Annotated in this window: 20 protein-coding genes, 5 tRNA genes and 4 pseudogenes; 27 read left to right on the forward strand and 2 right to left on the reverse strand. The window is 38.3% G+C overall.

Annotation, left to right across the window (positions count from 1 at the left end; translation table 11 throughout):
• Position 1: 1 nt before the first annotated feature.
• The 4 genes and pseudogenes from DY109_RS01275 to DY109_RS01290 form a co-directional block, all read left to right on the forward strand.
• Positions 2-751, forward strand: a complete 750-nt coding sequence (locus DY109_RS01275; RefSeq protein ID WP_023946700.1) for a BsaWI family type II restriction enzyme — start codon at positions 2-4, stop codon at positions 749-751.
• The gene (locus DY109_RS01280; RefSeq protein ID WP_023946702.1) at positions 748-1,968 is read left to right on the forward strand and encodes a TRM11 family methyltransferase; all 1,221 of its coding nucleotides are present in this window, start codon (positions 748-750) and stop codon (positions 1,966-1,968) included. The genes DY109_RS01275 and DY109_RS01280 overlap by 4 nt, the downstream gene beginning before the upstream one ends.
• Before the next feature lie 39 nt (positions 1,969-2,007).
• Positions 2,008-2,427 (forward strand): annotated as a pseudogene (locus DY109_RS01285) (GIY-YIG nuclease family protein); the annotation flags it as partial.
• A 275-nt stretch (positions 2,428-2,702) separates the two neighbouring features.
• Positions 2,703-3,098: pseudogene (locus DY109_RS01290) on the forward strand (class I SAM-dependent methyltransferase); the annotation flags it as partial.
• A 14-nt stretch (positions 3,099-3,112) separates the two neighbouring features.
• Here DY109_RS01290 and DY109_RS01295 read toward each other — a convergent pair.
• Complete coding sequence (locus DY109_RS01295) at positions 3,113-3,910, reverse strand: purine nucleoside phosphorylase YfiH/LACC1 family protein (RefSeq protein ID WP_023946710.1); 798 nt, start codon at positions 3,908-3,910, stop codon at positions 3,113-3,115.
• Positions 3,911-4,061: 151 nt separating this feature from the next.
• Here DY109_RS01295 and DY109_RS01300 point away from each other — a divergent pair.
• From DY109_RS01300 to DY109_RS12465, 23 genes and pseudogenes are all read left to right on the forward strand, one after another.
• A tRNA-Thr gene (locus tag DY109_RS01300) sits at positions 4,062-4,137 on the forward strand.
• Between the two features lie 59 nt (positions 4,138-4,196).
• A tRNA-Tyr gene (locus DY109_RS01305) sits at positions 4,197-4,281 on the forward strand.
• 36 nt (positions 4,282-4,317) lie between these two features.
• Positions 4,318-4,394, forward strand: a tRNA-Gly gene (locus DY109_RS01310).
• Between the two features lie 74 nt (positions 4,395-4,468).
• Positions 4,469-4,543, forward strand: a tRNA-Thr gene (locus DY109_RS01315).
• A 91-nt stretch (positions 4,544-4,634) separates the two neighbouring features.
• Positions 4,635-5,834 (forward strand): elongation factor Tu, encoded by a 1,200-nt coding sequence (tuf, locus tag DY109_RS01320; RefSeq protein ID WP_023946714.1) that lies wholly within the window; start codon positions 4,635-4,637, stop codon positions 5,832-5,834.
• Between the two features lie 11 nt (positions 5,835-5,845).
• Positions 5,846-6,016 carry a 50S ribosomal protein L33 gene (gene rpmG / locus DY109_RS01325; RefSeq protein WP_023946716.1) on the forward strand — a complete coding sequence of 57 codons (171 nt, stop codon included), beginning with the start codon at positions 5,846-5,848 and terminating at the stop codon, positions 6,014-6,016.
• Between the two features lie 22 nt (positions 6,017-6,038).
• Positions 6,039-6,114, forward strand: a tRNA-Trp gene (locus DY109_RS01330).
• Between the two features lie 25 nt (positions 6,115-6,139).
• Positions 6,140-6,328 (forward strand): preprotein translocase subunit SecE, encoded by a 189-nt coding sequence (gene secE, locus DY109_RS01335; RefSeq protein WP_023946718.1) that lies wholly within the window; start codon positions 6,140-6,142, stop codon positions 6,326-6,328.
• Positions 6,329-6,337: 9 nt separating this feature from the next.
• Positions 6,338-6,868 (forward strand): transcription termination/antitermination protein NusG, encoded by a 531-nt coding sequence (nusG, locus tag DY109_RS01340; protein WP_023946720.1) that lies wholly within the window; start codon positions 6,338-6,340, stop codon positions 6,866-6,868.
• Between the two features lie 21 nt (positions 6,869-6,889).
• Positions 6,890-7,315: a 50S ribosomal protein L11 gene (rplK, locus tag DY109_RS01345; protein WP_023946722.1), complete on the forward strand. Its 426-nt coding sequence runs from the start codon at positions 6,890-6,892 to the stop codon at positions 7,313-7,315.
• 30 nt (positions 7,316-7,345) lie between these two features.
• The gene (gene rplA, locus DY109_RS01350) at positions 7,346-8,050 is read left to right on the forward strand and encodes a 50S ribosomal protein L1 (protein ID WP_023946724.1); all 705 of its coding nucleotides are present in this window, start codon (positions 7,346-7,348) and stop codon (positions 8,048-8,050) included.
• A gap of 91 nt (positions 8,051-8,141) precedes the next feature.
• Positions 8,142-8,624: a 50S ribosomal protein L10 gene (rplJ, locus tag DY109_RS01355; protein WP_023946726.1), complete on the forward strand. Its 483-nt coding sequence runs from the start codon at positions 8,142-8,144 to the stop codon at positions 8,622-8,624.
• A gap of 28 nt (positions 8,625-8,652) precedes the next feature.
• The gene (gene rplL, locus DY109_RS01360) at positions 8,653-9,030 is read left to right on the forward strand and encodes a 50S ribosomal protein L7/L12 (RefSeq protein ID WP_023946728.1); all 378 of its coding nucleotides are present in this window, start codon (positions 8,653-8,655) and stop codon (positions 9,028-9,030) included.
• 154 nt (positions 9,031-9,184) lie between these two features.
• Positions 9,185-17,848, forward strand: coding sequence for a DNA-directed RNA polymerase subunit beta/beta' (locus DY109_RS01365; RefSeq protein ID WP_023946732.1), 8,664 nt, complete (start codon positions 9,185-9,187; stop codon positions 17,846-17,848).
• Positions 17,849-17,921: 73 nt separating this feature from the next.
• Entirely contained in the window at positions 17,922-18,311 is a 390-nt protein-coding gene (gene rpsL / locus DY109_RS01370; protein ID WP_023946734.1) for a 30S ribosomal protein S12, read from the forward strand.
• Between the two features lie 19 nt (positions 18,312-18,330).
• A complete protein-coding gene (gene rpsG / locus DY109_RS01375; RefSeq protein WP_023946736.1) occupies positions 18,331-18,798 on the forward strand; it encodes a 30S ribosomal protein S7 in 468 nt (155 codons plus the stop codon).
• Between the two features lie 9 nt (positions 18,799-18,807).
• A complete protein-coding gene (gene fusA / locus DY109_RS01380) occupies positions 18,808-20,886 on the forward strand; it encodes an elongation factor G (protein WP_023946738.1) in 2,079 nt (692 codons plus the stop codon).
• 30 nt (positions 20,887-20,916) lie between these two features.
• Positions 20,917-21,111 carry a hypothetical protein gene (locus DY109_RS01385; protein WP_023946739.1) on the forward strand — a complete coding sequence of 65 codons (195 nt, stop codon included), beginning with the start codon at positions 20,917-20,919 and terminating at the stop codon, positions 21,109-21,111.
• Between the two features lie 181 nt (positions 21,112-21,292).
• Positions 21,293-21,934 (forward strand): alpha-1,2-fucosyltransferase, encoded by a 642-nt coding sequence (locus DY109_RS01390; RefSeq protein WP_034549187.1) that lies wholly within the window; start codon positions 21,293-21,295, stop codon positions 21,932-21,934.
• Between the two features lie 515 nt (positions 21,935-22,449).
• Positions 22,450-23,373 (forward strand): DnaJ C-terminal domain-containing protein, encoded by a 924-nt coding sequence (locus tag DY109_RS01395; protein WP_023946745.1) that lies wholly within the window; start codon positions 22,450-22,452, stop codon positions 23,371-23,373.
• A 10-nt stretch (positions 23,374-23,383) separates the two neighbouring features.
• Positions 23,384-23,734, forward strand: coding sequence for a heat shock protein transcriptional repressor HspR (locus DY109_RS01400; RefSeq protein ID WP_023946747.1), 351 nt, complete (start codon positions 23,384-23,386; stop codon positions 23,732-23,734).
• Positions 23,735-23,751: 17 nt separating this feature from the next.
• A pseudogene (locus DY109_RS12460) lies at positions 23,752-24,192 on the forward strand (AAA family ATPase); the annotation flags it as partial.
• 54 nt (positions 24,193-24,246) lie between these two features.
• A pseudogene (locus tag DY109_RS12465) lies at positions 24,247-25,080 on the forward strand (AAA family ATPase); the annotation flags it as partial.
• 185 nt (positions 25,081-25,265) lie between these two features.
• Here the strand turns inward: DY109_RS12465 and DY109_RS01410 are convergent.
• On the reverse strand, positions 25,266-25,724 hold the full coding sequence (locus DY109_RS01410; RefSeq protein ID WP_023946754.1) for a hypothetical protein: 459 nt from the start codon (positions 25,722-25,724) through the stop codon (positions 25,266-25,268).
• Positions 25,725-25,809: the final 85 nt, after the last annotated feature.

Here is a 25,809-nt window from a genome sequence, read left to right on the forward strand (position 1 = left end):
AATGTTAAATAAAATTGAAATAAAAACATTGCGAGAGATAGAAAACAAATACTATATGCAGCCTATGCTTGAATCTATAATAAAAGATTTAAAAAATAATAAGCTTAATTTACAGGAAGTTTTTAACAATCTCTATGGATATTTGCTAAATTCTAAAGAAGCAGTTGAAAGATTGCTGAAAGAACGAGTTGATAGAAATGAGATTAAAGATATAAGTCAAGCAAGAAAGAGCATAGCAGGAAGTGCTTTTTCAAACCTTATTATTTGGGTATTTTTAAAAAATAAAGAAAGCAAAAATATTGATAAAGATATTTTTATCACCAATAAAATATCACAAATCCCACATTTTAAAGACTTGTTTTATATAAAAGTGGGCGAAGAAACGCAAAAACCAGATGTAGATTTAGTAATTTATCGACTAGATTCTAAACAAAATTTAGCAAGTTGCCTTATCTTATCTCTTAAAACTTCTCTAAGAGAAAGGGCTGGTCAAACATACAAATGGAAGCTTCTAATGGAAATTGCCAATACAGAATCTAGCATTAAGGAAAAATACAACATCGTCTATAACCCACCTATTCAACCTTTAGTATGTTTTGCTACCGTTAATTTTTATAATGAAATCAATAATCCGCAACATAGGGGTATGTTTAAATTTTTTGATTGTGCTTTTATAGGGAAAAATATACAAACAGGGGATTTTATTAAACCTTTAAGCTATATGCTTGATTATATAGAGGAGCAATTATGACCCTAGCAATACAAGAATCCATACAAACTATATATAATCCAAAATATGATTTTTTAGGGCAAAGCTATGCGTCAATGTATCCTAATTTACACAAATATCCAGCGACTATGCTCCCACAAATTGGCTATGAATTATTAAAAGAGTTTAAGGCAAAGAAAACAGCTCTTTTAGACCCATATTGTGGAAGTGGCAGTAGTTTTATAAGTGGTTTAGAGTATGGTATAAAGCATTTTGTGGGCTTTGATTTAAATCCTTTAGCAATCCTTATATCAAAAGCTAAACTTAACTATATAGAAAGAGAGAGTCTCTTAAGAGAAAAGGCTAAGTTACTTGAAAATATGGTAAAAATTATAGAAGTTAAGAAAGCTAATATTACAAATATTGATTTTTGGATAGAGAAACAAGCACAGGTGGATTTAGCCCTTATTTTTCATCATTTAAACAACATTAAAGAACAGAATATAAAAAACTTATTTTTACTTGCATTTAGTAAAACCTTAAGAGAAGTAAGCTATACAAGAAACAATGAATTTAAACTTTTTAGAATGAAAGATTATGAAAACTACAAGCCAAACACACATAAAATCTTTAAGGAAAAGTTAGATTCTCTTATTGATGATTATTTATCTTTTTATCAACATAAAATAAAAAATATTGCGCATAATATTACAAACTCAAGTTTTACAAATGCCACTGAAAAATTTGACACTATTCTTACTAGTCCGCCCTATGGTGATTCTAAGACAACAGTAGCTTATGGACAATTTAGCACTTTTATCAATGAATATATGGGAGTTAAAAATGCAAGAAAACTTGACTCACAGCTTTTAGGTGGTAAAAAATCAAAAGAGCTTTATAATAAGGGAGTAATGCAGGAATATATACAAGAAATTGCTAAAATTGATAGCAAAAGAGCTTTAGAAGTTTCAAGCTTTTATGCAGATTTGGAACAAAGTATTTTAAAGTTGATAAATGTTTTGAATATCGGTGCTAAAGTCTTTTTTGTAGTGGGTAATCGTCAGGTTAAAAAAATACAACTTCCAACCGATAAGTTTATCGCCGAAATTTTCAGCAACAATGGCTTTAAGCATTTGACTACCATAAGACGCAAGATTTCTAACAAGGCTATGCCACTTAAAAACTCCCCCACAAATAAAGCTGGAATTCTATCTAGCACGATGAATGAAGAATGGATAGTGGCGTGTGAGAAATTATAAAGGAGTGAAATGAAAATAGAACAAGTCAAAACGGCATTTAAAATCGGTGGAAGTGGGGCAACAGGGGGAATCAAAAGCACTTTAGAAATTTATAGAGACGGCGGAGTAAAAGGGCGACCAAGCATTAGAAGTTTTGGCGTGTGGTATTTTCTCTATCACACGATTTTACAGAGTAAAGAAATAGAATTTTATATGATTTACCAAGAGAATTTTGAAAAAGAAGTCAAAGGATTATTTGGCTTGAAAAAAGTCAAAAATGTGTCTATTTCTTATAAATTTATAGAGCAGTGTTGCGTGGAAGATTATTTAAGCGTGGAAAGCGAACACCCAGAGTGGAATGTGCAAGAGCAAGGAGCAGACTGGCCACTTGAGATAAAAAATAGCCATGCCCAGCTTCAAGCTAACGCACAAAGCAGAGAAAAGAAAATCAAACGCAAAGAGGTGAGATTAAACAAATAAATGCAGCACGATTTAAAGCCTATAAAGAAGGTAAAAAGAGCCTAATTGCACATTAAAATTCTCTAAAGGGTATGAATTTTATCGCAAAAATTACCTTAATCTTGGTTGTGGATTAAACTTTATAGAAAGCCATAAAACGCAATTGGGGGGGGGGCAATAGCAATATTATAAATGCTGATTTTTTCTCACATCTTAAACCTTACAAAAAATATCCCACCAAAAAACCACAATGGCAACTTGATATGTGATTCCCATTTAAATGCCAAAACAATGCGTTTGATGGTATTTTTACCGAGCATGTGCTCGAACATTTTTATATCGATGACGCACATAAACTCCTTCAAGAATGCTTAAGAATCCTCAAACCAAATGGAATCTTGCGTATTAGTGTGCCTGATTTGCAACAACATATCCAAACTTACTGCGAGCTCAAAAACACCAAAGAAGCCTATCGCGCTGCTGAAGTTATACGAAATCTCACACAAGAATATTTGCATTTAAGCGTATGGGATTATGATCGCTTAGAATATGAATTGCAATGTATTGGCTTTAGCCATATCCAAAAAAGATCTTATCTACAAGGAAATGATAAAAGTTTGCTCTTTGACTTAGAATGCCGATCAAAAGGTTCTTTATATGTCGAGGCACGCAAGCCAGAATCTAACATATAAAGTTAAGATTGAAGCTAAGATTTCAAACTTGCAAAAAGTCCAAATCGTCCTGTCTGCCCTTCTCTTCTATACGAAAACAATGCCTCTTCACAACATGAGCAAGACTCCAAAATCTCAATATGATTAGGCACTATCCCAAGATCTAGGCACTCATCTTGTAGCATAGCTAGCATATCAAGCATTGTGTGATTATTTTTTGAATGAATGTATTGTGCGCCATGAAGCCTTGTAATATCGCACGCCATATCTTTGCCAACCTCATAGCAACAACTCCGAATCGAAGCACCAATAAAAACAAATATATCTCTGCCTTCAACCCCATAATCATTATGAATTTTGGTTACAGCGTGCGTTACAATCCTCTCACAAACACCCTTTCTTCCTGCATGCAAAAGCGCAAAAATGCGAGATTTAGGTGCATAGAGTAAAATAGGATTACAATCAGCGACAACCACGAGCCCGACATATTTCACATCATTGCAAATTATTCCATCTGCATTGCCAAGAAGTATGCTTTGCTGATTTTGTGTGTTTGCATTTTGTAATGCCTTAGCAGAATCTAAAACAATATGAGAATGGATTTGATTGAGATACAAAAGCTGTTTGTGCGGAAAAAATTTTTGCATAATTTTATGATGATTTGCACTTACATATGTCGCTTCATCGCCTATATGATAACTTACATTGAGACTATGATATGGAGGCAAACTCTCTCCTCCAAAACGCGAAGTCAAAACAAAATCAATCTCCTTATCGCAAAATAATGCACTCTCCGCACTCTGATAAAAAATACTTTCTTTTAAATCTTTCAATATCAAAACTCCAAAACTTCAAACAAAATGTCAAGCTCTCAAAAATTAAGATTCTAGCAAATTTTATCAAATACAAACAAAAATCTACATTTATCACTTGACAAAAACATATTGATTATTATAGAATAGCGATTTTTATTCTAAAAAAAACGCTGGTTTAGCTCAGTTGGTAGAGCATCTGCCTTGTAAGCAGAGGGTCGGGGGTTCAAGTCCCTTAACCAGCTCCATAAATATTCAAACCTAAATACAGATTTCTGATTCAGTGTTTGACCAGTTTTTGCGATTGGGTGAGTTACTCAAGTGGCCAACGAGGGCAGACTGTAAATCTGCTGACTTTGTCTTCCGTGGTTCGAATCCACGACTCACCACCATGATAAAAAGCCATTTATTGTGGTAAGCGCGTTTGTGCGGGAATAGCTCAGTTGGCTAGAGCATCAGCCTTCCAAGCTGAGGGTCGCGGGTTCGAGCCCCGTTTCCCGCTCCATAATCATACTGGGAGCTGAACGTTTATTTTATAATCGTTACGCCCAAATCACCATTAAATATATAAAATTTTATGCCCATATAGCTCAGTGGCAGAGCACTTCCTTGGTAAGGAAGAGGTCGGCGGTTCAATCCCGCTTATGGGCTCCAGTTTTTATTTGTAGTTTGATTTTAGCTTTAATATTTTTTAAAGAACATTAAGCTAGAATATCAGGCTTTAAACTTTTTTGAGGAGAATCTTATGGCGAAGGAAAAATTTGTCAAAAATAAACCGCATGTCAATATTGGAACAATTGGGCATGTCGATCATGGTAAAACAACTCTCAGTGCTGCAATATCTGCTGTTCTTGCTACAAAAGGTCTCGCAGAATTAAAAGATTACGACAAAATTGATAATGCCCCTGAAGAACGAGAAAGAGGTATTACAATCGCGACTTCTCACATCGAATACGAAACAGAAAATCGCCACTATGCACATGTGGATTGCCCAGGGCATGCTGACTATGTAAAAAATATGATTACAGGTGCGGCACAAATGGATGGTGCGATTTTAGTCGTTTCTGCTGCAGATGGTCCTATGCCACAAACTCGTGAGCATATTTTGCTTTCGCGTCAAGTTGGTGTTCCATATATTGTTGTTTTCTTAAACAAACAAGATATGGTTGATGATCAAGAATTGCTTGATTTGGTTGAAATGGAAGTGCGCGAATTGCTTAGTGCGTATGAATTCCCGGGAGATACTACACCAATCGTAGCTGGATCAGCTCTTAAGGCATTAGAAGAAGCAAAAGCTGGCAATGTAGGTGAATGGGGCGAAAAAGTTCTTAAGCTCATGGAAGAAGTTGATAAATATATTCCAACTCCTGAAAGAGATACTGAAAAAACTTTCCTTATGCCAGTAGAAGATGTATTTTCAATCGCTGGTCGCGGAACTGTTGTAACAGGAAGAATTGAACGTGGTGTTGTAAAAGTCGGTGATGAAGTAGAAATCGTAGGAATCCGCGATACACAAAAAACAACCGTTACAGGCGTTGAAATGTTTAGAAAAGAGCTTGATAAAGGTGAAGCGGGTGATAATGTCGGAATCTTATTGCGCGGAACAAAAAAAGAAGAAGTTGAACGCGGTATGGTGCTTTGCAAACCCGGCTCAATCACTCCACACAAAAAATTTGAAGGCGAAATCTATGTGCTTTCAAAAGAGGAAGGTGGAAGACACACTCCATTCTTTGATGGCTATCGCCCACAATTCTATGTGCGCACAACAGATGTTACAGGCTCTATCAAATTGCCAGAAGGCGTAGAAATGGTTATGCCCGGTGATAATGTAAAAATCACAGTTGAGCTTATCAATCCAATTGCGCTTGAGCTTGGAACAAAATTTGCGATACGAGAAGGCGGTAGAACCGTTGGTGCAGGTGTTGTAACAAAAATTATTGAATAAAGGCATTGATTATGGCTAAAGGCAATGTAATTAAAATTGGTCTTAAATGTTCAGAATCTGGTGATATTAATTATAGCACTACAAAAAATGCTAAAACAAAGACAGAAAAACTGGAGCTCAAGAAGTTTTGTCCTAGATTGAATAAGCATACAATCCATAAGGAAGTTAAACTCAAAAGCTAGATAGATTCTCTATCTAGCTTGTAGGTCAGTAGCTCCAATGGTAGAGCGTCGGTCTCCAAAACCGATTGTTGGGGGTTCGAGTCCCTCCTGACCTGCCACATAAGTTAAAAGGCAAATAAAGTAATGAAAAAACTATTGAATTATTATAGAGTCGCTAAAGAAGAGTTGATTAAAGTTGTCTTTCCTACGAGAGAACAAATCCGCAATGCTCTTATTTCTGTTGTTGTCGTTGTTTTTGTTATTGCTTTATTTTTAGGGTTAGTTGATCTTATTTTGTCTGCTTCTGTATCTAGTATTTTAAAGTTTAGTTAGGAGTTTTGTATGTCGTTAAGTTGGTATGCTATACAAACATATTCTGGAAGCGAACAATCTGTCAAAAAAGCAATAGAAAATATCGTAAAAGAATACCAAATTCAAGATAGAGTCAAAGAGATTATCGTTCCAACCGAAGATGTCTATGAAGTCAAAAATGGTAAAAAAAAGATGATGGAGCGAAGTCTGTATCCTGGATATGTGTTTATCAATGTCGATCTTGATACTTCGCTTTGGCATACGATTCAATCACTTCCAAAAGTTAGTGGTTTTATCGGGGAGAGCAAAAAACCAACACCATTAAATGAAGCCGATATTGCGCATATTCTTGAAAAAGTCAAAAATCGTGCAGCACCAAAACCAAAAGTTTCATTCGAACAAGGTGAAGTTGTGAGAATCAACGATGGTCCTTTTGCAAACTTTACAGCTACGGTAGAAGGCTACGATATCGAGCATAAAAAGCTCAAATTAAACGTTTCCATCTTTGGTAGAAATACACCGATAGAAATACTATATTCACAAGTGGAAAAAATAATTTAATTTTAGTAGAGAGGTAAAATTATGGCAAAAAAAATAGTTGGGGAACTTAAACTTCAGATTCCAGCAGGAAAAGCAAATCCATCTCCTCCTGTGGGTCCAGCATTAGGACAAAGAGGGATTAACATTATGGAATTTTGTAAAGCATTTAATGAAAAAACAAAAGATATGGGTAATTTTAATATTCCTGTCATCATCACCGTGTATCAAGACAAAAGCTTTACATTTATCACCAAAAAACCACCTGTAACAGATCTCATTAAAAAATCAGCAGGCATTGCAAAAGGTTCTGATAATCCCTTAAAAAACAAAATAGGGAAGCTTTCTTCAAAACAAGTCGAAGAAATAGCGACAACAAAAATGGAAGATCTTAACGCAAATGATATTGAAGCAGCAAAAAAAATTGTTGCGGGTAGTGCTCGAAGTATGGGTATTGAAATTATAGATTGATAAACAAGGGAAAGGGAAAAGGGATAAGGTATGAGAAATAAAGTTGCTAAAAGAGTCCAAAATCTATTAACAAAAATCGATGATACAAAATTTTATGATGTAGAATCTGGTATAAGCACGGTGAAGTCTTTGGCTTCAGCTAAATTTGATGAAACCGTTGAATTAGCATTAAAACTTGGCGTTGATCCACGACATGCTGATCAAATGATACGAGGTGCAGTCGTACTTCCACATGGTACAGGAAAAAAGGTGCGTGTAGCGGTTTTTGCCAAAGGTGTAAAAGCCGATGAAGCAAAGGCAGCTGGTGCGGATATTGTAGGTGATGAGGATTTAGCAGAAGAAATCAAAAATGGCAATATCAACTTTGATATGATTATCGCAACGCCTGATATGATGGCACTTGTAGGAAAAGTAGGGAGAATCCTAGGACCAAAAGGGCTTATGCCAAATCCAAAAACAGGAACGGTTACTATGGATATTAGCAAAGCTGTAACAAACGCAAAGAGTGGGCAAATCAACTTTAGAGTCGATAAAAAAGGAAATATCCATGCTCCTATCGGTAAGGCAAGCTTTTCAGAAGATAAAATCAAAGACAATATGCTTGAGCTTATAAAAACAATCAATCGCCTAAAGCCTGCAACTGCAAAAGGTAAATTTATCAAGGGTGGAGCACTCTCACTCACAATGTCTCCGTCTGTGAAATTGGATACACAGATTCTCATGGATGTCAAATAATCTTGATATAAGATTTATCTTAGACTAATGACTACAAGGGCGTAATGCTTAAAATCTTACCTTGTATAAGTCGAGTCTGAAAGGAGGAAAAATGACCAAGATTCAGAAACAGCAGACTATTGAGTATCTCACTCAAGAATTCAAAGCCACACAAACTTTGATCGTTTGTGATTATAAAGGCACAAATGTAAAAAAACTTGAGGAGTTGCGGAATTCAGCGAGAAAATTCGATGCAAAAGTGCAAGTAATCAAAAACACTCTAGCTCGTATCGCTCTCAAAGAATCTCATTATCCAGATTTAGATATTCAAGATACAAATATCTTTATTTGGGGTAGCGATCAAATTGCTCTCTCTAAAGTTGTTGTGAAATTTGCAGAAACAAATGAAAACACTTTTGCAATCAAAGTCGGAAGTTTTGATAATGAAAAAGTAGATAAGCAACACATTATCTCAATTTCTAAACTTCCAAGCAAAGAAGAGCTTATTGGTATGCTTTTGTCAGTTTGGACTGCTCCAGCTCGATATTTTGTTACTGGGCTAGACAATCTAAGAAAACAAAAAGAACAAAATTAAACATTACAAAGTTACATAAGGAGTTACTATGGCAATTAGTAAAGAAGAAGTTTTAGAATACATTGGCGGACTTTCAGTCCTTGAGTTATCAGAGCTTGTTAAGGCTTTTGAAGAAAAATTTGGTGTAAGCGCAGCTCCTACTGTTGTAGCAGGAGCAGCAGGTGCTGGAGCCGGAGCGGGTGCAGCAGAAGAAAAAACAGATTTTAATGTAATCTTGGTCGATGCTGGTGCAAATAAAATCAATGTCATTAAAGCTGTTCGTGAAATCACAGGTCTTGGGCTTAAAGAAGCAAAAGATGCAACAGAAAAAACCCCTCATACTCTTAAAGAAGGCGTCAATAAAGACGATGCGGCTGCTTTCAAAAAGAAACTTGAAGAAGCTGGCGCTAAGGTTGAGATTAAATAACCCCAAGCTAGAATCTATAAAGCTAGAATCTACACAAAATGTCGCCCAAATGCACTGCTTGTGTTTGGGCTTATATCTAGCACTCTATTAGGTTCTAAACATAGTATCTAATAGAGTGCTTCAAACTCAATAAATCTTTCTCTAAGGATTTGATATGCCTAATAACAAAACAAAAAATAGACTTCGAATTGACTTCACACAACAACAAAATTTAGATGTTCCTAATCTCCTCCTTTTGCAACGAGATAGCTACGATACTTTTTTAGACGCCAAAGATGGCAAAGAAAGCGGAATCGAAAAGGTATTTAAATCCATTTTTCCAATCCAAGATGCGCAAAATAGAATCTCACTAGAATATGTTGGATGCGAATATGGAAAGCCAAAATACACAATTAGAGAGGCTATGGAGAGAGGCATAACATATGCGATTCCATTAAAAATCAAAGTCCAGCTCATACAATGGGAAAAAGACGAAAAAGGCGATAAGCTCGCGCCAAAAGACATCAAAGAACAAACTATTTTTATCAGAGAGATTCCATTGATGACTGATCGCACTTCTTTTATCATCAATGGTGTAGAAAGGGTTGTTGTCAATCAACTTCATAGAAGTCCGGGCGTCATTTTCAAACAAGATGAAACAAACACTGCAAATAATAAAATGATTTATATGGGGCAAATCATTCCTGATAGAGGCTCATGGCTATATTTTGAATATGACTCCAAAGATACGCTCTTTGTGAGAATCAATAAACGACGAAAAGTGCCTGCTACAATACTTTTTAGAGCATTAGGCTATGATAAAGTAGATATATTAAAAATCTTTTATCCGATCCTCAATATCAAAATCGAAAAAGATAAATTCCTAACGCGATTCAACCCTGCTGATTTTGAAGGAAGGGTAGATTTTGATATTAAAGATTCTAAAGGTGAAGTCATCATCGCATCAGGCAAACGTCTAAGCGCAAAAAAAGCTAAAGAGCTCAAAGAAAAAGGTCTTGAATGGATTGAATACCCAACAGAAACTTTAGTTAGTCGCTATTTATTTGAGCCAATCATTGACAAAAAAAGTGGCGAAGTCATTTTTGATACGCTCACTCAAATCGATGAAGCCAAGCTCAAAAAAATCGCTGAACTCAAAATCAAAGAAATCAAAATCGTCAATGATCTAGCCACTGGATTAGACAGCTCGATTATCAATTCATTTATCGCTGAAACAGAGACAATCAAACAACTCAAACAAACTGAAAAAATCGATAATGAAAATGACTTAGCAGCAATTAGAATCTACAAAGTTATGCGCCCCGGAGAGCCTGTAACAAAAGAGGTTGCCAAACAATTTGTCAAACGATTGTTTTTTGAAGCAGAATCTTACGATCTCACGCGCGTTGGTCGTATGAAAATGAACCACAAACTAGGACTTCAGATTCCAAACTATATCACCGTCTTGACGCTTGAAGATATCATCGAAACAACGCGCTATCTCATCAAAGTCAAAAATGGTGAAGGACGCATTGATGATCGAGATAATCTTGGTAATAGACGTATCCGTGCAATTGGTGAATTGCTTGCTAATGAACTTCATTCTGGGCTTGTCAAAATGCAAAAAGCCATAAAAGACAAACTCACAACAATGAGCGGAAGTTTTGATGCGATTATGCCTCATGATCTTATTAATGCCAAAATGATTACAAGCACTATTATAGAGTTTTTTACAGGCGGTCAGCTTTCGCAATTTATGGATCAAACCAATCCACTCTCTGAAATCACACACAAAAGACGACTATCAGCTCTTGGAGAAGGTGGCTTAGTCAAAGAGCGAGTAGGATTTGAAGCACGCGATGTGCATCCGACACATTATGGCAGAATCTGCCCTATTGAAACACCAGAAGGTCAAAATATCGGGCTTATTAACACAATCTCGACATTTACGCTCGTCAATGATTTAGGCTTCATCGAAGCACCTTATCGCAAGGTTGTCAATGGTAAAGTTACTGATGAAATCGTCTATCTCACTGCCACTCAAGAAGATGGTAAAGTCATCGCTCCAGCAAGCACACAACTCGACAAAGATAATAAAATCATCGATAGTCTCATCGAAACACGATGCGGAGGCGAGATCACTTTACGAAAAACCGAAGATGTTGAGCTCATCGACTTGAGCCCTCGAATGCTTGTCGGGGTCGCTGCTTCGTTGATTCCATTTTTGGAGCATGATGATGCAAACCGTGCGCTTATGGGTTCAAATATGCAACGTCAAGCTGTGCCACTTCTCAAGCCAGATGCACCGATTGTAGGAACGGGTATGGAGCAGATTATTGCTCGAGATTCTTGGGAGGCTATTAAGGCAACAAGAGGCGGTGTTGTCGAAAAGGTTGATTCTAAAAATATTTATATTTTGGGCGAAGATGAGCATGGCGCGTATATCGATGGCTATTCATTACAAAAAAATCTCCGCACAAACCAAAACACTTGCTTTGCTCAGCACCCTATCGTCAAGCAAGGAGAGGTTGTCAAAGCCGGGCAAATCATAGCTGATGGCGCGAGTATGGATATGGGTGAGCTTGCACTTGGTAAAAATATCCGCGTCGCATTTATGCCTTGGAATGGCTACAACTTCGAAGATGCGATTGTTGTGAGTGAAAAACTTTTGAAAGAAGATGCTTTCACTTCGATACACATCTACGAAAAAGAAATCATCGCTCGAGAGCTCAAACATGGCACAGAAGAAATCACCGCAGACATTCCAAATGTCAGAGAAGAAGAAGTCGCGCACTTAGATGAGAGCGGGATTGTCAAAATCGGAACTTATGTAACTGCGGGTATGATTCTAGTCGGGAAAGTCTCTCCAAAAGGTGAAGTAAAACCAACGCCAGAAGAGCGACTTTTGCGAGCTATTTTTGGTGAAAAAGCCGGACATGTTGTCAATAAATCGCTGTATTGCCCACCTTCACTTGAAGGAACGGTTATTGATGTCAAGATTTTCACCAAAAAAGGATACGAAAAAGACGCAAGAGCGATTAGCGCATACGAAAAAGAAAAATCAGCCCTTGATATTGAGCATCATGATAGATTGACAATGCTTAACAAAGAAGAGCTTCTCCGCGTAGGGCTTATGCTCTCCAAAGAAGAATTAAGTGCTGATGCGACAATCAATAACAAAACATACAAAAAAGGTCAAAAAATACCAAAAGAAGATATTGCTGGAATCAATCGTTTTGCGCTTAATACATTAATTAAAAGCTATTCAAAAGCCGTTCAAGCCAAATATGAAAAAATCAAAGCAAACTTCTTAGAGCAGAAAAAAACCTTAGGTGAAGAGCATGAAGAAAAATTACAAGTACTCGAAAAAGACGATATTCTTCCAAGTGGTGCGGTCAAACAAGTCAAAATCTATATCGCGACAAAGCGCAAACTAAAAGTCGGCGATAAAATGGCTGGACGACATGGTAATAAAGGTATTGTAAGCACTATTGTTCCGGCTGTGGATATGCCTTATACAATTGATGGCGAGCCTGTGGATATTGTGCTTAACCCCCTTGGTGTGCCAAGTCGTATGAATATAGGGCAGATTCTAGAAGTGCATCTTGGTCTTGTGGGGAAACGTTTTGGCGAGCAGATTCAAGATATTTTAGAAGAGCAAAAAGGCGAATTTATTAAAACTTTGCGTAGTAAAATGCTAAGTATTGCAGAATTATCAAACCAAAAAGATTCTGTAATTATTGATTTACTTAAAACCTGCAAAGATGAGGAACTTTTGCATTATGCAAGGGATTGGAGCAAGGGCGTTAAATTTGCAATTCCTGTATTTGAAGGTATCTCTCAAGAAAAATTCAACAAACTTTTTGAAGAAGCCAAAATCGATATGGACGGCAAAGTCGAGCTTTATGATGGCAAGACGGGCGAGAAAATCCGCGAAAAAGTTAATATCGGCTATATGTATATGCTCAAACTCCACCACCTTGTCGATGAAAAAGTCCATGCACGTTCAACTGGTCCATACAGCCTTGTTACACAGCAACCTGTGGGCGGAAAGGCTCTATTTGGAGGACAACGATTTGGGGAAATGGAAGTGTGGGCACTCGAAGCATATGGTGCAGCACATACACTCAAAGAAATGCTTACAATCAAATCTGATGATATTGTCGGACGAGAAAATGCTTATCGCTCAATAACAAAAAGCGAACCCGTCGGAGAATCTGGAATACCAGAAACATTTTTTGTGCTTACAAAAGAATTACAATCGCTCACGCTTGATGTGAATGTTTTTGGTGATGAAGTAGATGAATACGGGAATCCAAAAGCCCTAGAAATCAAAGAAGACAATCGCCCTAAAGATTTTAATTCATTACAACTTGTGCTTGCAAGCCCTGAAAATATACGATCATGGAGCAAAGGCGAAGTCAAAAAACCAGAAACAATCAACTACCGCACATTAAAACCTGAGCGAGACGGGCTTTTCTGCACGAAAATCTTTGGTCCAGTTAGAGACTATGAATGCTTATGCGGAAAATACAAAAAACCTCGATACAAAGGTATGGTATGTGAAAAATGTGGCGTTGAAGTTACAACCTCAAAAGTCAGACGCTCAAGAATCGGGCACATCGAGCTTGTAACGCCTGTCGCACATATTTGGTATGTCAGCTCATTGCCAAGTCGTATCGGCACATTACTTGGCGTAAAGATGAAAGATTTAGAAAGAGTGTTGTATTATGAAGCATATATCGTCAAAGAGGCTGGAGAAGCGTTTTATGATAATGAATCCACAAAGCCTGTGATGAAATATGATGTGCTTAATGAAGAGCAATACCAAAACATACAGCAACGTTTTGGCGATAAGGGATTTGTCGCACAAATGGGCGGAGAGGCAGTAAAAGAATTGCTTGAGCAATTAGATTTGACAGCATTATTTCAAGCCTTGCGCGAAGAGATCAAATCCACAAACTCAGAATCTAAGAAAAAAAGTATCGTCAAACGATTAAAAGTTGTCGAAAACTTTTTAAATTCTGGAAATCGCCCAGAATGGATGATGCTTACTGTTTTGCCTGTTTTGCCTCCTGATTTGCGCCCTCTTGTTGCTCTTGATGGCGGGAAATTTGCAGTAAGTGATGTCAATGATCTCTATCGTCGCGTTATTAATCGCAATCAGCGACTCAAACGACTTCTTGAATTAGACGCGCCAGAAATCATTGTGCGTAATGAAAAAAGAATGCTTCAAGAAGCCGTAGATGCGCTCTTTGATAATGGTAGAAACGCAAACGCAGTCAAGGGTGCAAATAAACGCCCACTTAAATCACTCTCAGAAATCATCAAAGGCAAGCAAGGAAGATTCCGCCAGAATCTACTCGGTAAGCGCGTGGATTTCAGCGGTAGAAGTGTTATTGTCGTTGGTCCAAATCTCAGAATGGATCAATGCGGATTGCCAAAAAATATGGCTTTAGAGTTATTCAAGCCTCATCTTTTAGCCAAACTTGAGGAAAAAGGCTATGCAAGTACCCTCAAACAAGCCAAAAAAATGATCGAGCAAAAAACAAACGAAGTATGGGAATGTTTGCAAGAAATCGTTGAGGGCTACCCTGTGCTTCTCAATCGCGCCCCAACACTCCATAAACAATCAATACAGGCATTCCACCCAAAACTCATAGACGGAAAGGCTATCCAGCTCCACCCGCTTGTTTGTTCTGCGTTTAATGCAGACTTTGATGGCGACCAAATGGCAGTGCATGTGCCACTTAGCCAAGAAGCAATCACTGAATGCAAAGTGCTTATGCTTAGCTCTATGAATATCTTGCTTCCTGCAAGCGGTAAAGCCGTAGCTGTGCCAAGCCAAGACATAGTTTTGGGGCTTTATTATTTGAGTTTGGAGAAAAAGGGAGTCAAAGGCGAGCATAAACTCTTTGGCGATATTCATCAAATTATGATTGCTATTGAAACAGGCAATCTTGACATCAATGCTAAAATACGAACACTTGTCGATGGGCGTATCATCACAACTACCGCAGGTAGAATGATTTTGCACTCAATCCTTCCTACACAAGTTCCAATCAATTTGTGGAATAAAGTCTTAAAGAAAAAAGATATAAGCACATTGACTGATTATGTGTATAAAGAAGCAGGCAATGGCATAACTGCGACTTTCCTTGATAATCTTAAAAATTTAGGCTTTAGGTATGCGACTAAGGCTGGAATCTCAATTTCAGCAGCAGATATTATTATCCCTGAAAATAAAAATGAGATCATCAAAAAAGCCAACAAAGAAACACGCAATATTAGAGATATGTTTGAGAGTGGCTCAATCACAGAGGAAGAGCGATACAACAAAACGATTGATATTTGGACAGAAGCGGGTAATGAGCTTAGCAAAGTGATGATGAAGCTCATCGAAGCTGATAAGGGAGGCTTTAACTCGATTTATATGATGGCAGATTCTGGTGCTCGCGGTAGTGCAGCACAGATTCGTCAGCTTTCAGCGATGCGCGGACTTATGGCAAAACCTGATGGAACAATCATTGAGACGCCTATTATCTCCAACTTCAAAGAAGGGCTTAATGCGTTGGAATACTTCACTTCTACGCATGGTGCGAGAAAGGGGCTTGCTGATACCGCGCTAAAAACAGCAAACGCTGGGTATCTTACAAGAAAACTTATCGATGTGAGCCAAAATGTCAAAATCTCAATTGAGGATTGTGGCACACACGAAGGGGTTGAAATCAGCGATATTATCGAAGGAAGCGAGCTTATAGAATCTCTAGAAGAGCGCGTATTTGGACGTGTGCTTGCAACAGATGTGATCGATCCGATCACAAATGAGATTCTATTTAGCGCAGAAACATTGATCGATGAAAAAGCGGCAAAACGAATCATCGAAGCAAATGTAAAATCTGTAATCATTAGAACACCTGTAACTTGTAAAGCCCTAAAAGGCGTATGCGCCAAATGCTATGGGCTCAATCTTGGAGAAGGAAAAATGGTGCGCCCCGGAGAAGCAGTAGGGGTTATCGCCGCACAATCTATCGGTGAACCCGGCACTCAGCTCACACTTAGAACATTCCACGTCGGTGGAACGGCAAGCAGAACTCAAGAAGAAAAAGAAATACGAGCCGAAAAAGAAGGGTTTATCAGGTATTACAACCTCAAAACATATACAAATAAAGAGGGTAAGAATATCATTACAAACCGAAGAAATGCCGCTGTATTGGTCGTGGAGCCAAAAATCAAAGCACCTTTTGATGGGGTATTACACATAGAAACAGCTCATGATGAGATTATCATCAGTATCAAAGGCGCAAAACAAGAAGTCAAATACTCTGTGCGCAAAAGCGATGTAGCCAAACCAAACGAGCTTGCCGGAGTGAGCGGAAGATTGGAGGGCAAACTCTACATAGCACATGAGAGTGGCTACAAAGTCTCTGAGGGTGGAAGCATTGTTGATGTCGTCAAAGATGGCTGGAATGTGCCAAATCGTATTCCTTATGCAAGTGAGATTATCGCTAAAGATAATGCCCCAATCTCTCAAACCATAACCGCAAAAGAAAAAGGCATAGTCAAATTTTATTTCCTAGAAAGCGACCATTTGCAACGCGTGCATGATATTAAGGTGGGCGATGTGATAGAAGAAAAGGGAATTTTTGCTGTTATCGCTGATGAAAACGACAGAGAGGCTACGCGCCATTATATCGCTCGAGAATCTAAGATTCTGGTTGATGATAATAGTGCTGTTGAAATCGATACAATCATCGCTGAGCCGACCAATAAAGCCAATAATCTCATCGCAACTTGGGATCCATACAATACGCCTGTAATCAGCGATATTGACGGGGTAGTTCATTTCAAAGACATTATTCCAGGACTCACTGTCGCCGAGCAAGAAGATGAAATGTCGGGCATACGAAGCCTTATGGTGAATGATTATATTCCTTCAGGCTATCAGCCAAGCATTCTTATCGAGGGCAAAAAAGAAACAAAACAATATCTCCTTGAGCCAAATACATCAATCGCTGTAACCGAAGGAATGAATGTGGCATTAGCAGATATTTTGGCAAAAACCCCAAAAGCAACGGTTAAATCTCGAGACATCACGGGAGGTCTTCCTAGAATCTCTGAATTGTTTGAAGCACGCAAACCTCGAGAAGTGGCTATTTTGTCTGAAATCGATGGAATTGTCAGCTTTGGAAAAGCAATTAGAGGCAAAGAAAGAGTCATCATAACCGGAAAAGATGGTAGCATAAGCGAATATCTCATCGACAGAACAAAGCGCATTCTTGTGCATAAAGATGAATTCGTGCATGCAGGAGAAGCCATAACTGATGGCATCACATCAAGCCATGATATTTTGCGTATCGGTGGAGAAAAAGAATTGTTGCGATTTATCGTTAATGAAGTGCAACAAGTCTATCGCGGACAAGGCGTAACTATCGCTGATAAACACATCGAAGTCATCGTATCGCAAATGCTTCGTCAAGTGCGTATCATCGATCCGGGCAATACAAAATTTGTCGAAAATGATCTTGTCAGCAAGCGACATTTCAAAGAAGAAAATGAGCGCATTATGCAACTTGGCGGAGAGCCAGCCATAGCTGATCTTGCTCTACTTGGAATCACTCGAGCCGCTATTAGCAGTGATTCAATCATTTCTGCGGCTTCATTCCAAGAGACCACAAAAGTCTTGACAGAGGCAAGTATCGCAGCCAAAAAAGATTTCTTAGAAGATCTCAAAGAAAATGTGGTATTAGGCAGAATGATCCCTGTTGGAACAGGATTATACAAAAACAAACGTTTTGTAATTAAACCAAAAATTTTGGATTTAATGCATAAAATCTAAGATAAATAAAAGATTAAATGATATAGAATTACAAGCTTAATTCTAATCTTATCTCAATTTGAAGGAAAAAACATTGCCAACGATTAATCAGCTCATTCGCAAAGAGCGAAAAAAAGTCAATAAAAAAACAAAGTCTCCAGCATTGGTTGAGTGCCCGCAAAGAAGGGGTGTTTGCACTCGTGTATATACGACAACACCAAGAAAACCAAACTCTGCGTTAAGAAAGGTAGCCAAAGTGCGCCTTACAAGCAAAGTTGAAGTTATCAGCTATATTCCGGGTGAGGGGCATAACCTCCAAGAGCACTCTATTGTGCTTGTTCGCGGTGGTCGTGTCAAAGACTTACCTGGGGTGAAATATCATATTATTCGTGGTGCGCTTGATACCGCAGGTGTGGCAAAAAGAAATGTATCACGTAGTAAATACGGCGCAAAAAAAGCCAAAGCCGGTGCTGATAAAAAATAAATAACTTTAAGGAGGAACAATGAGAAGACGAAAAGCTCCAAATAGAGAGATTTTGGGTGATCCAATTTATGATGATAAGGTGGTAACAAAATTTATCAACAAAATGATGTATGATGGCAAAAAAAGTATCGCAGAAAAAATCATTTATGCAGCCTTTAATAAAATAGAGGAAAAAAGTGGTGAAAAAGGCATTGATGTGTTTCAAAAAGCCCTAGAGCGAGTCAAACCACTTGTAGAAGTGCGAAGCAGACGCGTTGGTGGAGCAACCTATCAAGTGCCTGTGGAAGTGCGCCCAGTCAGACAACAATCTCTCTCTATTCGGTGGATTCTCGAAGCAACCAAAAAACGCAATGAGCGCACAATGGTAGAGCGTCTGGCAAATGAGCTTATGGACGCAGCAAGCGATAAAGGCGCGGCTTTTAAGAAAAAAGAAGATGTGCATAAAATGGCAGAAGCAAACAAAGCCTTTGCTCATTATCGCTGGTAAGGATAAGCTATGGCAAGAAAAACCCCTCTTAATAAAATTCGAAATATCGGAATCGCCGCTCACATTGACGCAGGAAAGACAACAACTTCTGAACGAATCCTTTTTTATACAGGCGTAAGCCATAAAATTGGCGAGGTGCATGATGGTGCAGCAACTATGGACTGGATGGAGCAAGAAAAAGAGCGCGGAATCACAATCACCTCTGCGGCTACGACTTGTTTTTGGAAAGATTATCAAATCAACCTCATCGACACTCCCGGACACGTGGATTTCACAATCGAAGTAGAACGTTCTATGCGCGTGCTTGATGGTGCTGTGGCTGTATTTTGCTCTGTAGGTGGCGTGCAACCTCAAAGTGAAACAGTTTGGCGACAAGCAAATAAATATGGTGTGCCGCGAATGGTATTTGTCAATAAAATGGATAGGATCGGCGCAAACTTTTATAATGTAGAATCTCAAATCAAACAACGTCTAAAAGCCAATCCTATTCCTATCAATCTCCCTATCGGTGCGGAAGATTCATTTAAAGGTATAATCGATCTTATCCAAATGAAAGCGATTGTTTGGAATGACGAAACAATGGGCGCAAAATATGATATTGAAGAGATTCCTGCAGAATTGCAAGACAAAGCAAAAGAATACCGCGAAAAGCTTGTAGAAGCGGCTGCCGAACAAGATGAAGCATTGATGGAAAAATATCTCGGCGGAGAGGATTTAAGCATTGATGAAATCAAAAAAGGAATCAAAATTGGTTGCCACAATATGAGCCTTATCCCTATGCTTTGTGGTTCAAGCTTTAAAAACAAAGGCGTGCAGACATTGCTTGATGCGGTTGTGGATTTTCTCCCTGCACCCACAGAGGTTACAGACATCAAAGGTATAGATCCAAAAACCGAAGCAGAAATCCATGTAGAATCTAGCGATAATGGCGCGTTTGCAGGACTTGCATTTAAGATTATGACAGATCCATTTGTCGGACAGCTTACATTTGTGCGCGTGTATCGTGGTATGCTAGAATCTGGAAGCTATGTGATGAATTCTACAAAAGCCAAAAAAGAACGTGTAGGACGACTTCTTAAAATGCACTCCAACAAACGAGAGGACATCAAAGAAGTGTATGCGGGAGAGATTTGCGCATTTGTAGGGCTCAAAGAAACGCTCACGGGCGATACTCTCTGTGATGAAAAAGCTCCTGTAATTTTGGAACGTATGGAATTCCCAGAACCTGTAATCCACATTGCTGTCGAGCCCAAAACAAAAGCTGATCAAGAAAAAATGGCTGTCGCTCTTGGCAAGCTTGCTGAAGAAGATCCAAGTTTTAGGGTTAGCACACAAGAAGAAACAGGGCAAACACTTATCGGCGGTATGGGCGAACTCCACCTAGAAATCATCGTAGATAGACTTAAGCGCGAGTTTAAAGTCGAGGCGGAAGTTGGACAACCACAAGTTGCGTTCAGAGAGACAATTAGAAGCGCAGTCGAGCAAGAATGCAAATATGCTAAACAAAGCGGTGGGCGCGGACAATATGGACATGTCTTTATTAAGCTTGAGCCAAAAGAGCCAGGTAGCGGATATGAATTTGTCAATAACATTAGTGGCGGGGTGATCCCAAAAGAATATATCCCAGCGGTAGATAAAGGTATCCAAGAAGCAATGCAAAATGGCGTGCTTGCAGGTTATCCAGTAGTGGATTTTAAGATTACACTCTATGATGGAAGCTATCATGATGTGGATTCTTCAGAAATGGCATTTAAGATTGCAGGTTCTATGGCGTTTAAAGATGCGTGTCGCAAAGCAAATGCGGTGCTTTTAGAGCCACTAATGAAAGTTGAAGTCGAAGTGCCAGAAGAATATATGGGCGATGTGATAGGCGATCTTAACCGCAGACGAGGACAGATCAACTCAATGGACGATCGTATGGGCTTAAAAATCGTTAATGCCTTTGTGCCATTGGCTGAGATGTTTGGCTACTCTACGGATTTACGTTCGGCTACACAAGGTAGAGGCACTTATACAATGGAATTTAATCATTATGGCGAAGTGCCTAACAATATCGCAAAAGAAATTATGGAAAAACGCAATGGCTAAGAAATCCTTAGCCGTTTTGAAATAATAATCATGATTGTTCAAATTGGTGGCGGGCTTGGTAACCAAATGTTTCAATATACCTTTGCCAAAACATTAGCTCATCGTGGCTTTGATGTGGCGCTTGATGTCTCATGGTATGATTTAGATAGTAATAAAACTCCTAATGGGGGGGGGGCTATAAAGGAACCAGAGAGTAAAAATCAAGTAAAAATCAAAACAATATAATTATTCGCGATTTTGAGATTGGTAATTTTATGATTTCACTCCCCTTATCAAAAAAATCTAATACAAAAAAATTTTTTTACTCCAATGATTTTACTTTTATCTTTCGTAGAATCATTAAAAATTTTCTCCCTCGCAAATATAGAATACCTATTATAGATTTAACATTAGAGAAACAAAGGCATTGCTACAAGAGATAAAAACTAAAAACTTCAATAATAAATCTTATTTTAATGGTCTTTTTCAAGATTATAGATATTTTCACCATATAAGAGAATCTTTGCTTCAGGATTTTACCCTCAAATCCCCACTTCAAGGCAATAACGCAACGCTCAAAGCCCATATCACTAGCACTCTAGATTCTGCATTTTTGCATATACGAAGAGGAGATTATTTGAGCAATAATAATTGGTATTTTGTCAAACTTGGAAGTGCGTATTATAATAGCGCGATTAGATTGCTAAAATCCAAAATCCCAAAGCCACATATTTTTGTCTTTAGTGATGACAAACAATGGTGCAAAAATCACTTTTTATCATATCTTGATAATGAAGTAAAGGATAATGTGAGCTTTGAATTTATCCAAGGCAACACCCAAGCAGACGCCACAAAAGAAATGGAGCTTATGCGATCATGTCAAAACGCTATCATCGCAAACTCCACATTTAGCTGGTGGGCGTCCTACCTTATCCAAAACCCCAATAAAATCATCATTTGCCCTTCTCGCTTTTTTTATGACAAATCAGTAGATGAATTTTATATAAATGGTTTTGCTATGCCAGAGTATTATAAAATTGATCCGATTTGGGGTGGTATAGAATCTTAGATTCTAGATTCTCTCTTTTTTGCTATGTAACTCTAGGGCTTTGCTTGAAGCTACATTTCAGGGAGTTTAAAATTTTTAGCCTACGATGAACGCTTAATGTTACACTTTTTTGTGTTTTTGCTTGTCTAAAAATTTCTACAACCCTACTAAATCTGCCTAAAAATAGAGGATTTTTTTACGCCACTTTGTGTTTTCATAGAATCTAGAATCTATACCATTTTATCGTCATTGCGAAGCTTTTTAGGGCTGTGGCAATCTATTTTTGCTAGATTGCTTCGTCCTATCGTCCTCGCAATGACGGGAGTGTGGGCTTGTCATTGCGAGCAAAATTGAAAATTTTGCGTGGCAATCCATAAAATCCACTTTTAGAATCTAGATTCCACACAACTAACTCAAAAATCTCTCACCACATACCACTTTAAAATTTACAAAACATTGATATACTAACACTAAAGTTTTATGATAAAAAACACTAAACTAATCGATACAATTCAATGCAACAAGGAGCGACAACTATGAGTAAAAGTCTGTATCAGACGCTTGAAGTCAGCGAAAATGCTTCGCAAGATGAAATCAAAAAAGCATATAGAAAACTTGCAAGAAAATACCACCCTGATGTCAATAAACAAAAAGAAGCCGAGGAAAAATTCAAAGAAATCAACGCAGCCTATGAAATACTTAGCGATCCTGACAAAAGAGCTCAATACGATCAATTTGGCGACAATATGTTTGGCGGGCAAAATTTCAGCGATTTTGCGCGATCGCAAGGCGGAATGGGTGGAGTCAATCTCGATGATATTTTAAGCCAAATTTTTGGTGGCGGATTTGGTGGCAATAGCGGATTTAGCGGCGGTAGCTTTAGTAGCAGAGGTGCTGGATTTAGCGGATTTGGTGGGTTCAATGGCTTTGGTGACGGAAATAGCGGATTTAGCGAGGATTTAGATATTCACGCTCAGCTTAATATTCCATTTGATCTTGCTGTGCTTGGAGGCAAACACAAAATATCACTCAATGGTGAAAGCATAGAATTTAAGATTCCAGCGGGCATAGACAATGGAAAAAGTATCCGCGTGCGCAATAAAGGCAAAAAATCAAAAAGCGGAGCTGTGGGAGATTTGATTTTGAAAATCTCTGTCGAGCCAAGCGCAACATACACAAGAAATGGCGACAATCTCACTAAAAGTTTTGATGTGCCTTTAGGCATAGCCCTTTTTGGCGGAAAGCTTAGCGTCCCCACGCTCTACAAAGATGTAACGCTCAAAATTCCCAAAGACACAAAAAACGGACAAAAATTTCGCCTCAAAGAATTAGGAGTCAAAAACATCAAAAATGGCGCAATGGGCGATTTATACCTTCAAGCAAATATCATTAATCCACCGCTAGATTCTCTCTCAAAGCCACTCCAAGATATGCTAGAAAAAGAGCTTCTCAAACCATAAAGGAGGAAATATGTATAGCTATGATGAGCCTGTATATTTGATTAGTGTCGTTGCCAAAATCCTAGCAATCCATCCTCAAACCCTGCGACAATACGAAAAAGAAGGATTGATAGAGCCGGGCAGGACAGAGGGAAAAATGCGGCTGTATTCGCAAAGAGATATTGACAAAATCAAAACCATTCTGCGCCTCACTCGCGATCTTGGCGTAAATCTTGCCGGCGTTGATATTATTTTGCGGCTCAAAGACAAGCTTGATGAGCTTGATGCGATAAATGAGCAATTGCGCTCAAGCACTAATAAGCAACAAAATAGTGTCGCGCTCAAACAAAGCTCGTATGAACTCATCATTTTCAAAAAATAAATCACAAGCAAATTTCAATGAATCTCGCTTTAAATCTGCGCCCCACAAGCCTTGAAGACTTTGTAGGGCAAAAGCACATCATCGGCAAAAATAAGCCACTCTACAATGCGATTCACAACAAACAATGCCCACATTGCTTTTTTTATGGACCGCCGGGCGTTGGCAAAACAACTCTTGTCAAACTCATCGCCAAAGAGCTTGGAAGCGTATTTATAGAATACAATGCGACAAATCTCAAGCTTGAAGTCCTGCGCCAAACACTCAAACAATACCAAAACTCGCTTATCACTCCGGTTTTGTTTATCGATGAAGTGCATCGGCTGACAAAAATCCTTCAAGATGCCTTACTTCCGATAATGGAAGAAAAGCAAGCCATTATATTTGGCGCAAGCACAGAGAATCCATTTTATGCGCTCACAGGAGCTATCAGATCGCGCTCTTTGCTTTTTGAGCTAAAAAAACTCTCAGCTAGCGATATGCGTATCGTGCTTGATAGAGCGCTAGATTCTCTGCATATCTTAACTTTGCAGGATTCTACACAGGATTCTACACAGGATTTTGCGCAAGATTCTACGCAGAATCCAGAATCTAAAACCACCGCGCCAGAATCTAACCCCAAAGCACACAATACAAAACCTTTAGATCAGACTTGCAAAACCATCACCAAAGATGCCAAAGACTACCTCATCTCAAGCAGTGCGGGCGATATACGCGCTATGCTTAATCTCCTTGAAGTCGCTGCAAACACAAAGCACATCATCAAACAAGACATACAAAATCTCCGCCCATTTAGCCTCAATGATGGCTCAAGCGAAGATGACACACATTACAATCTCGCCTCAGCGATGATTAAATCTATACGAGGTAGTGATATTGACGCGAGTATGTATTATTTGGCGCGACTTATCGCTGGCGGTGAAAATCCAGAATTTATCGCGAGACGATTAGTAATCTTAGCGAGCGAAGATATAGGCAACGCCAATCCAAACGCACTCAACCTCGCCACTTCCACAATGCTTGCTGTAAGCAAAATCGGCTATCCAGAATCTAGAATCATACTCGCACAATGCGTGATCTATCTTGCAAGCTCTCCTAAGTCAAACACCGCCTACAAAGCGATTGACACTGCACTTGAGATGATCAAAAACGGTGAGATTCTGCCTATTTGCCCAAATATCCTGCCACATTCAAAAACTTATAAATACCCGCATAATTTTGGGGGATTTGTCAAGCAGCAATACCTTACAAAAGATTTGAAATTTGTCGAAAAAACTACTATCGGCTTTGAGAAAACGCTCAACGAATGGCTTGAAAAGATAAAAAATATAAATACTAAAGATGAATGATATTTGATAGATTGGCAGGCAACTTAGGTGTGATAAATAAAAAAGGTGATAGAAAGTTTAGTGGCATTTTGTAAGCTTGATTTTTGATAAAAACCTCATCTTTGATTCTTAGGTAAGGATTTTTCAAAGATGAGATATTAAAACTTTTGTTTGGTGGAGATTATGGCGTAAAAAGGTTAAATTAATTATTTATCATATTTTGCAGTTTCTTTTTTAAAGCCTTCTCCATCAGCACTTTTAGCAAGTGTAAGCCATTGAAAACAATCTCTTGTATCGTATTTTCCTTTATTGACATCTTTAAGTATATTATCCCAGTGATTACTTCTCATAAAAAGTTTAGTTTCTTTATCTGTGTTTGCCTGAAATGGCACTTTTTGTTTATGATATTCTCTTTTGCAAAGTTCTGTAAATTCCATTTGTGCTTTAATAATTTTTTCATCTTCTGCACTTCTTTTTGCGTCTGCTTCAGCTTTTTGAGCTTTCTTTGCTTCACCTTCTTTTTGTTTTTTGCCACTTGCTATATCTGAAGTATTATCTGCTAAGTCTTTAGTCGCTCCAACTAATCCACCTAAATCAAGCGCGCTAACCATAGATAACGATGAAGCTAAAATTACGCTTAGTCCTACAACTTTTATATTTTTCATATTCTACTCCTTTGCTAAAAGCACGATTCTAGCAAAAAAACAAGTTTCTTAATTTTAAATGTTTTGGTATCAAAAACACTCTAAA

It is taken from the genome of Helicobacter fennelliae (assembly GCF_900451005.1).
Lineage (GTDB): Bacteria > Campylobacterota > Campylobacteria > Campylobacterales > Helicobacteraceae > Helicobacter_B > Helicobacter_B fennelliae.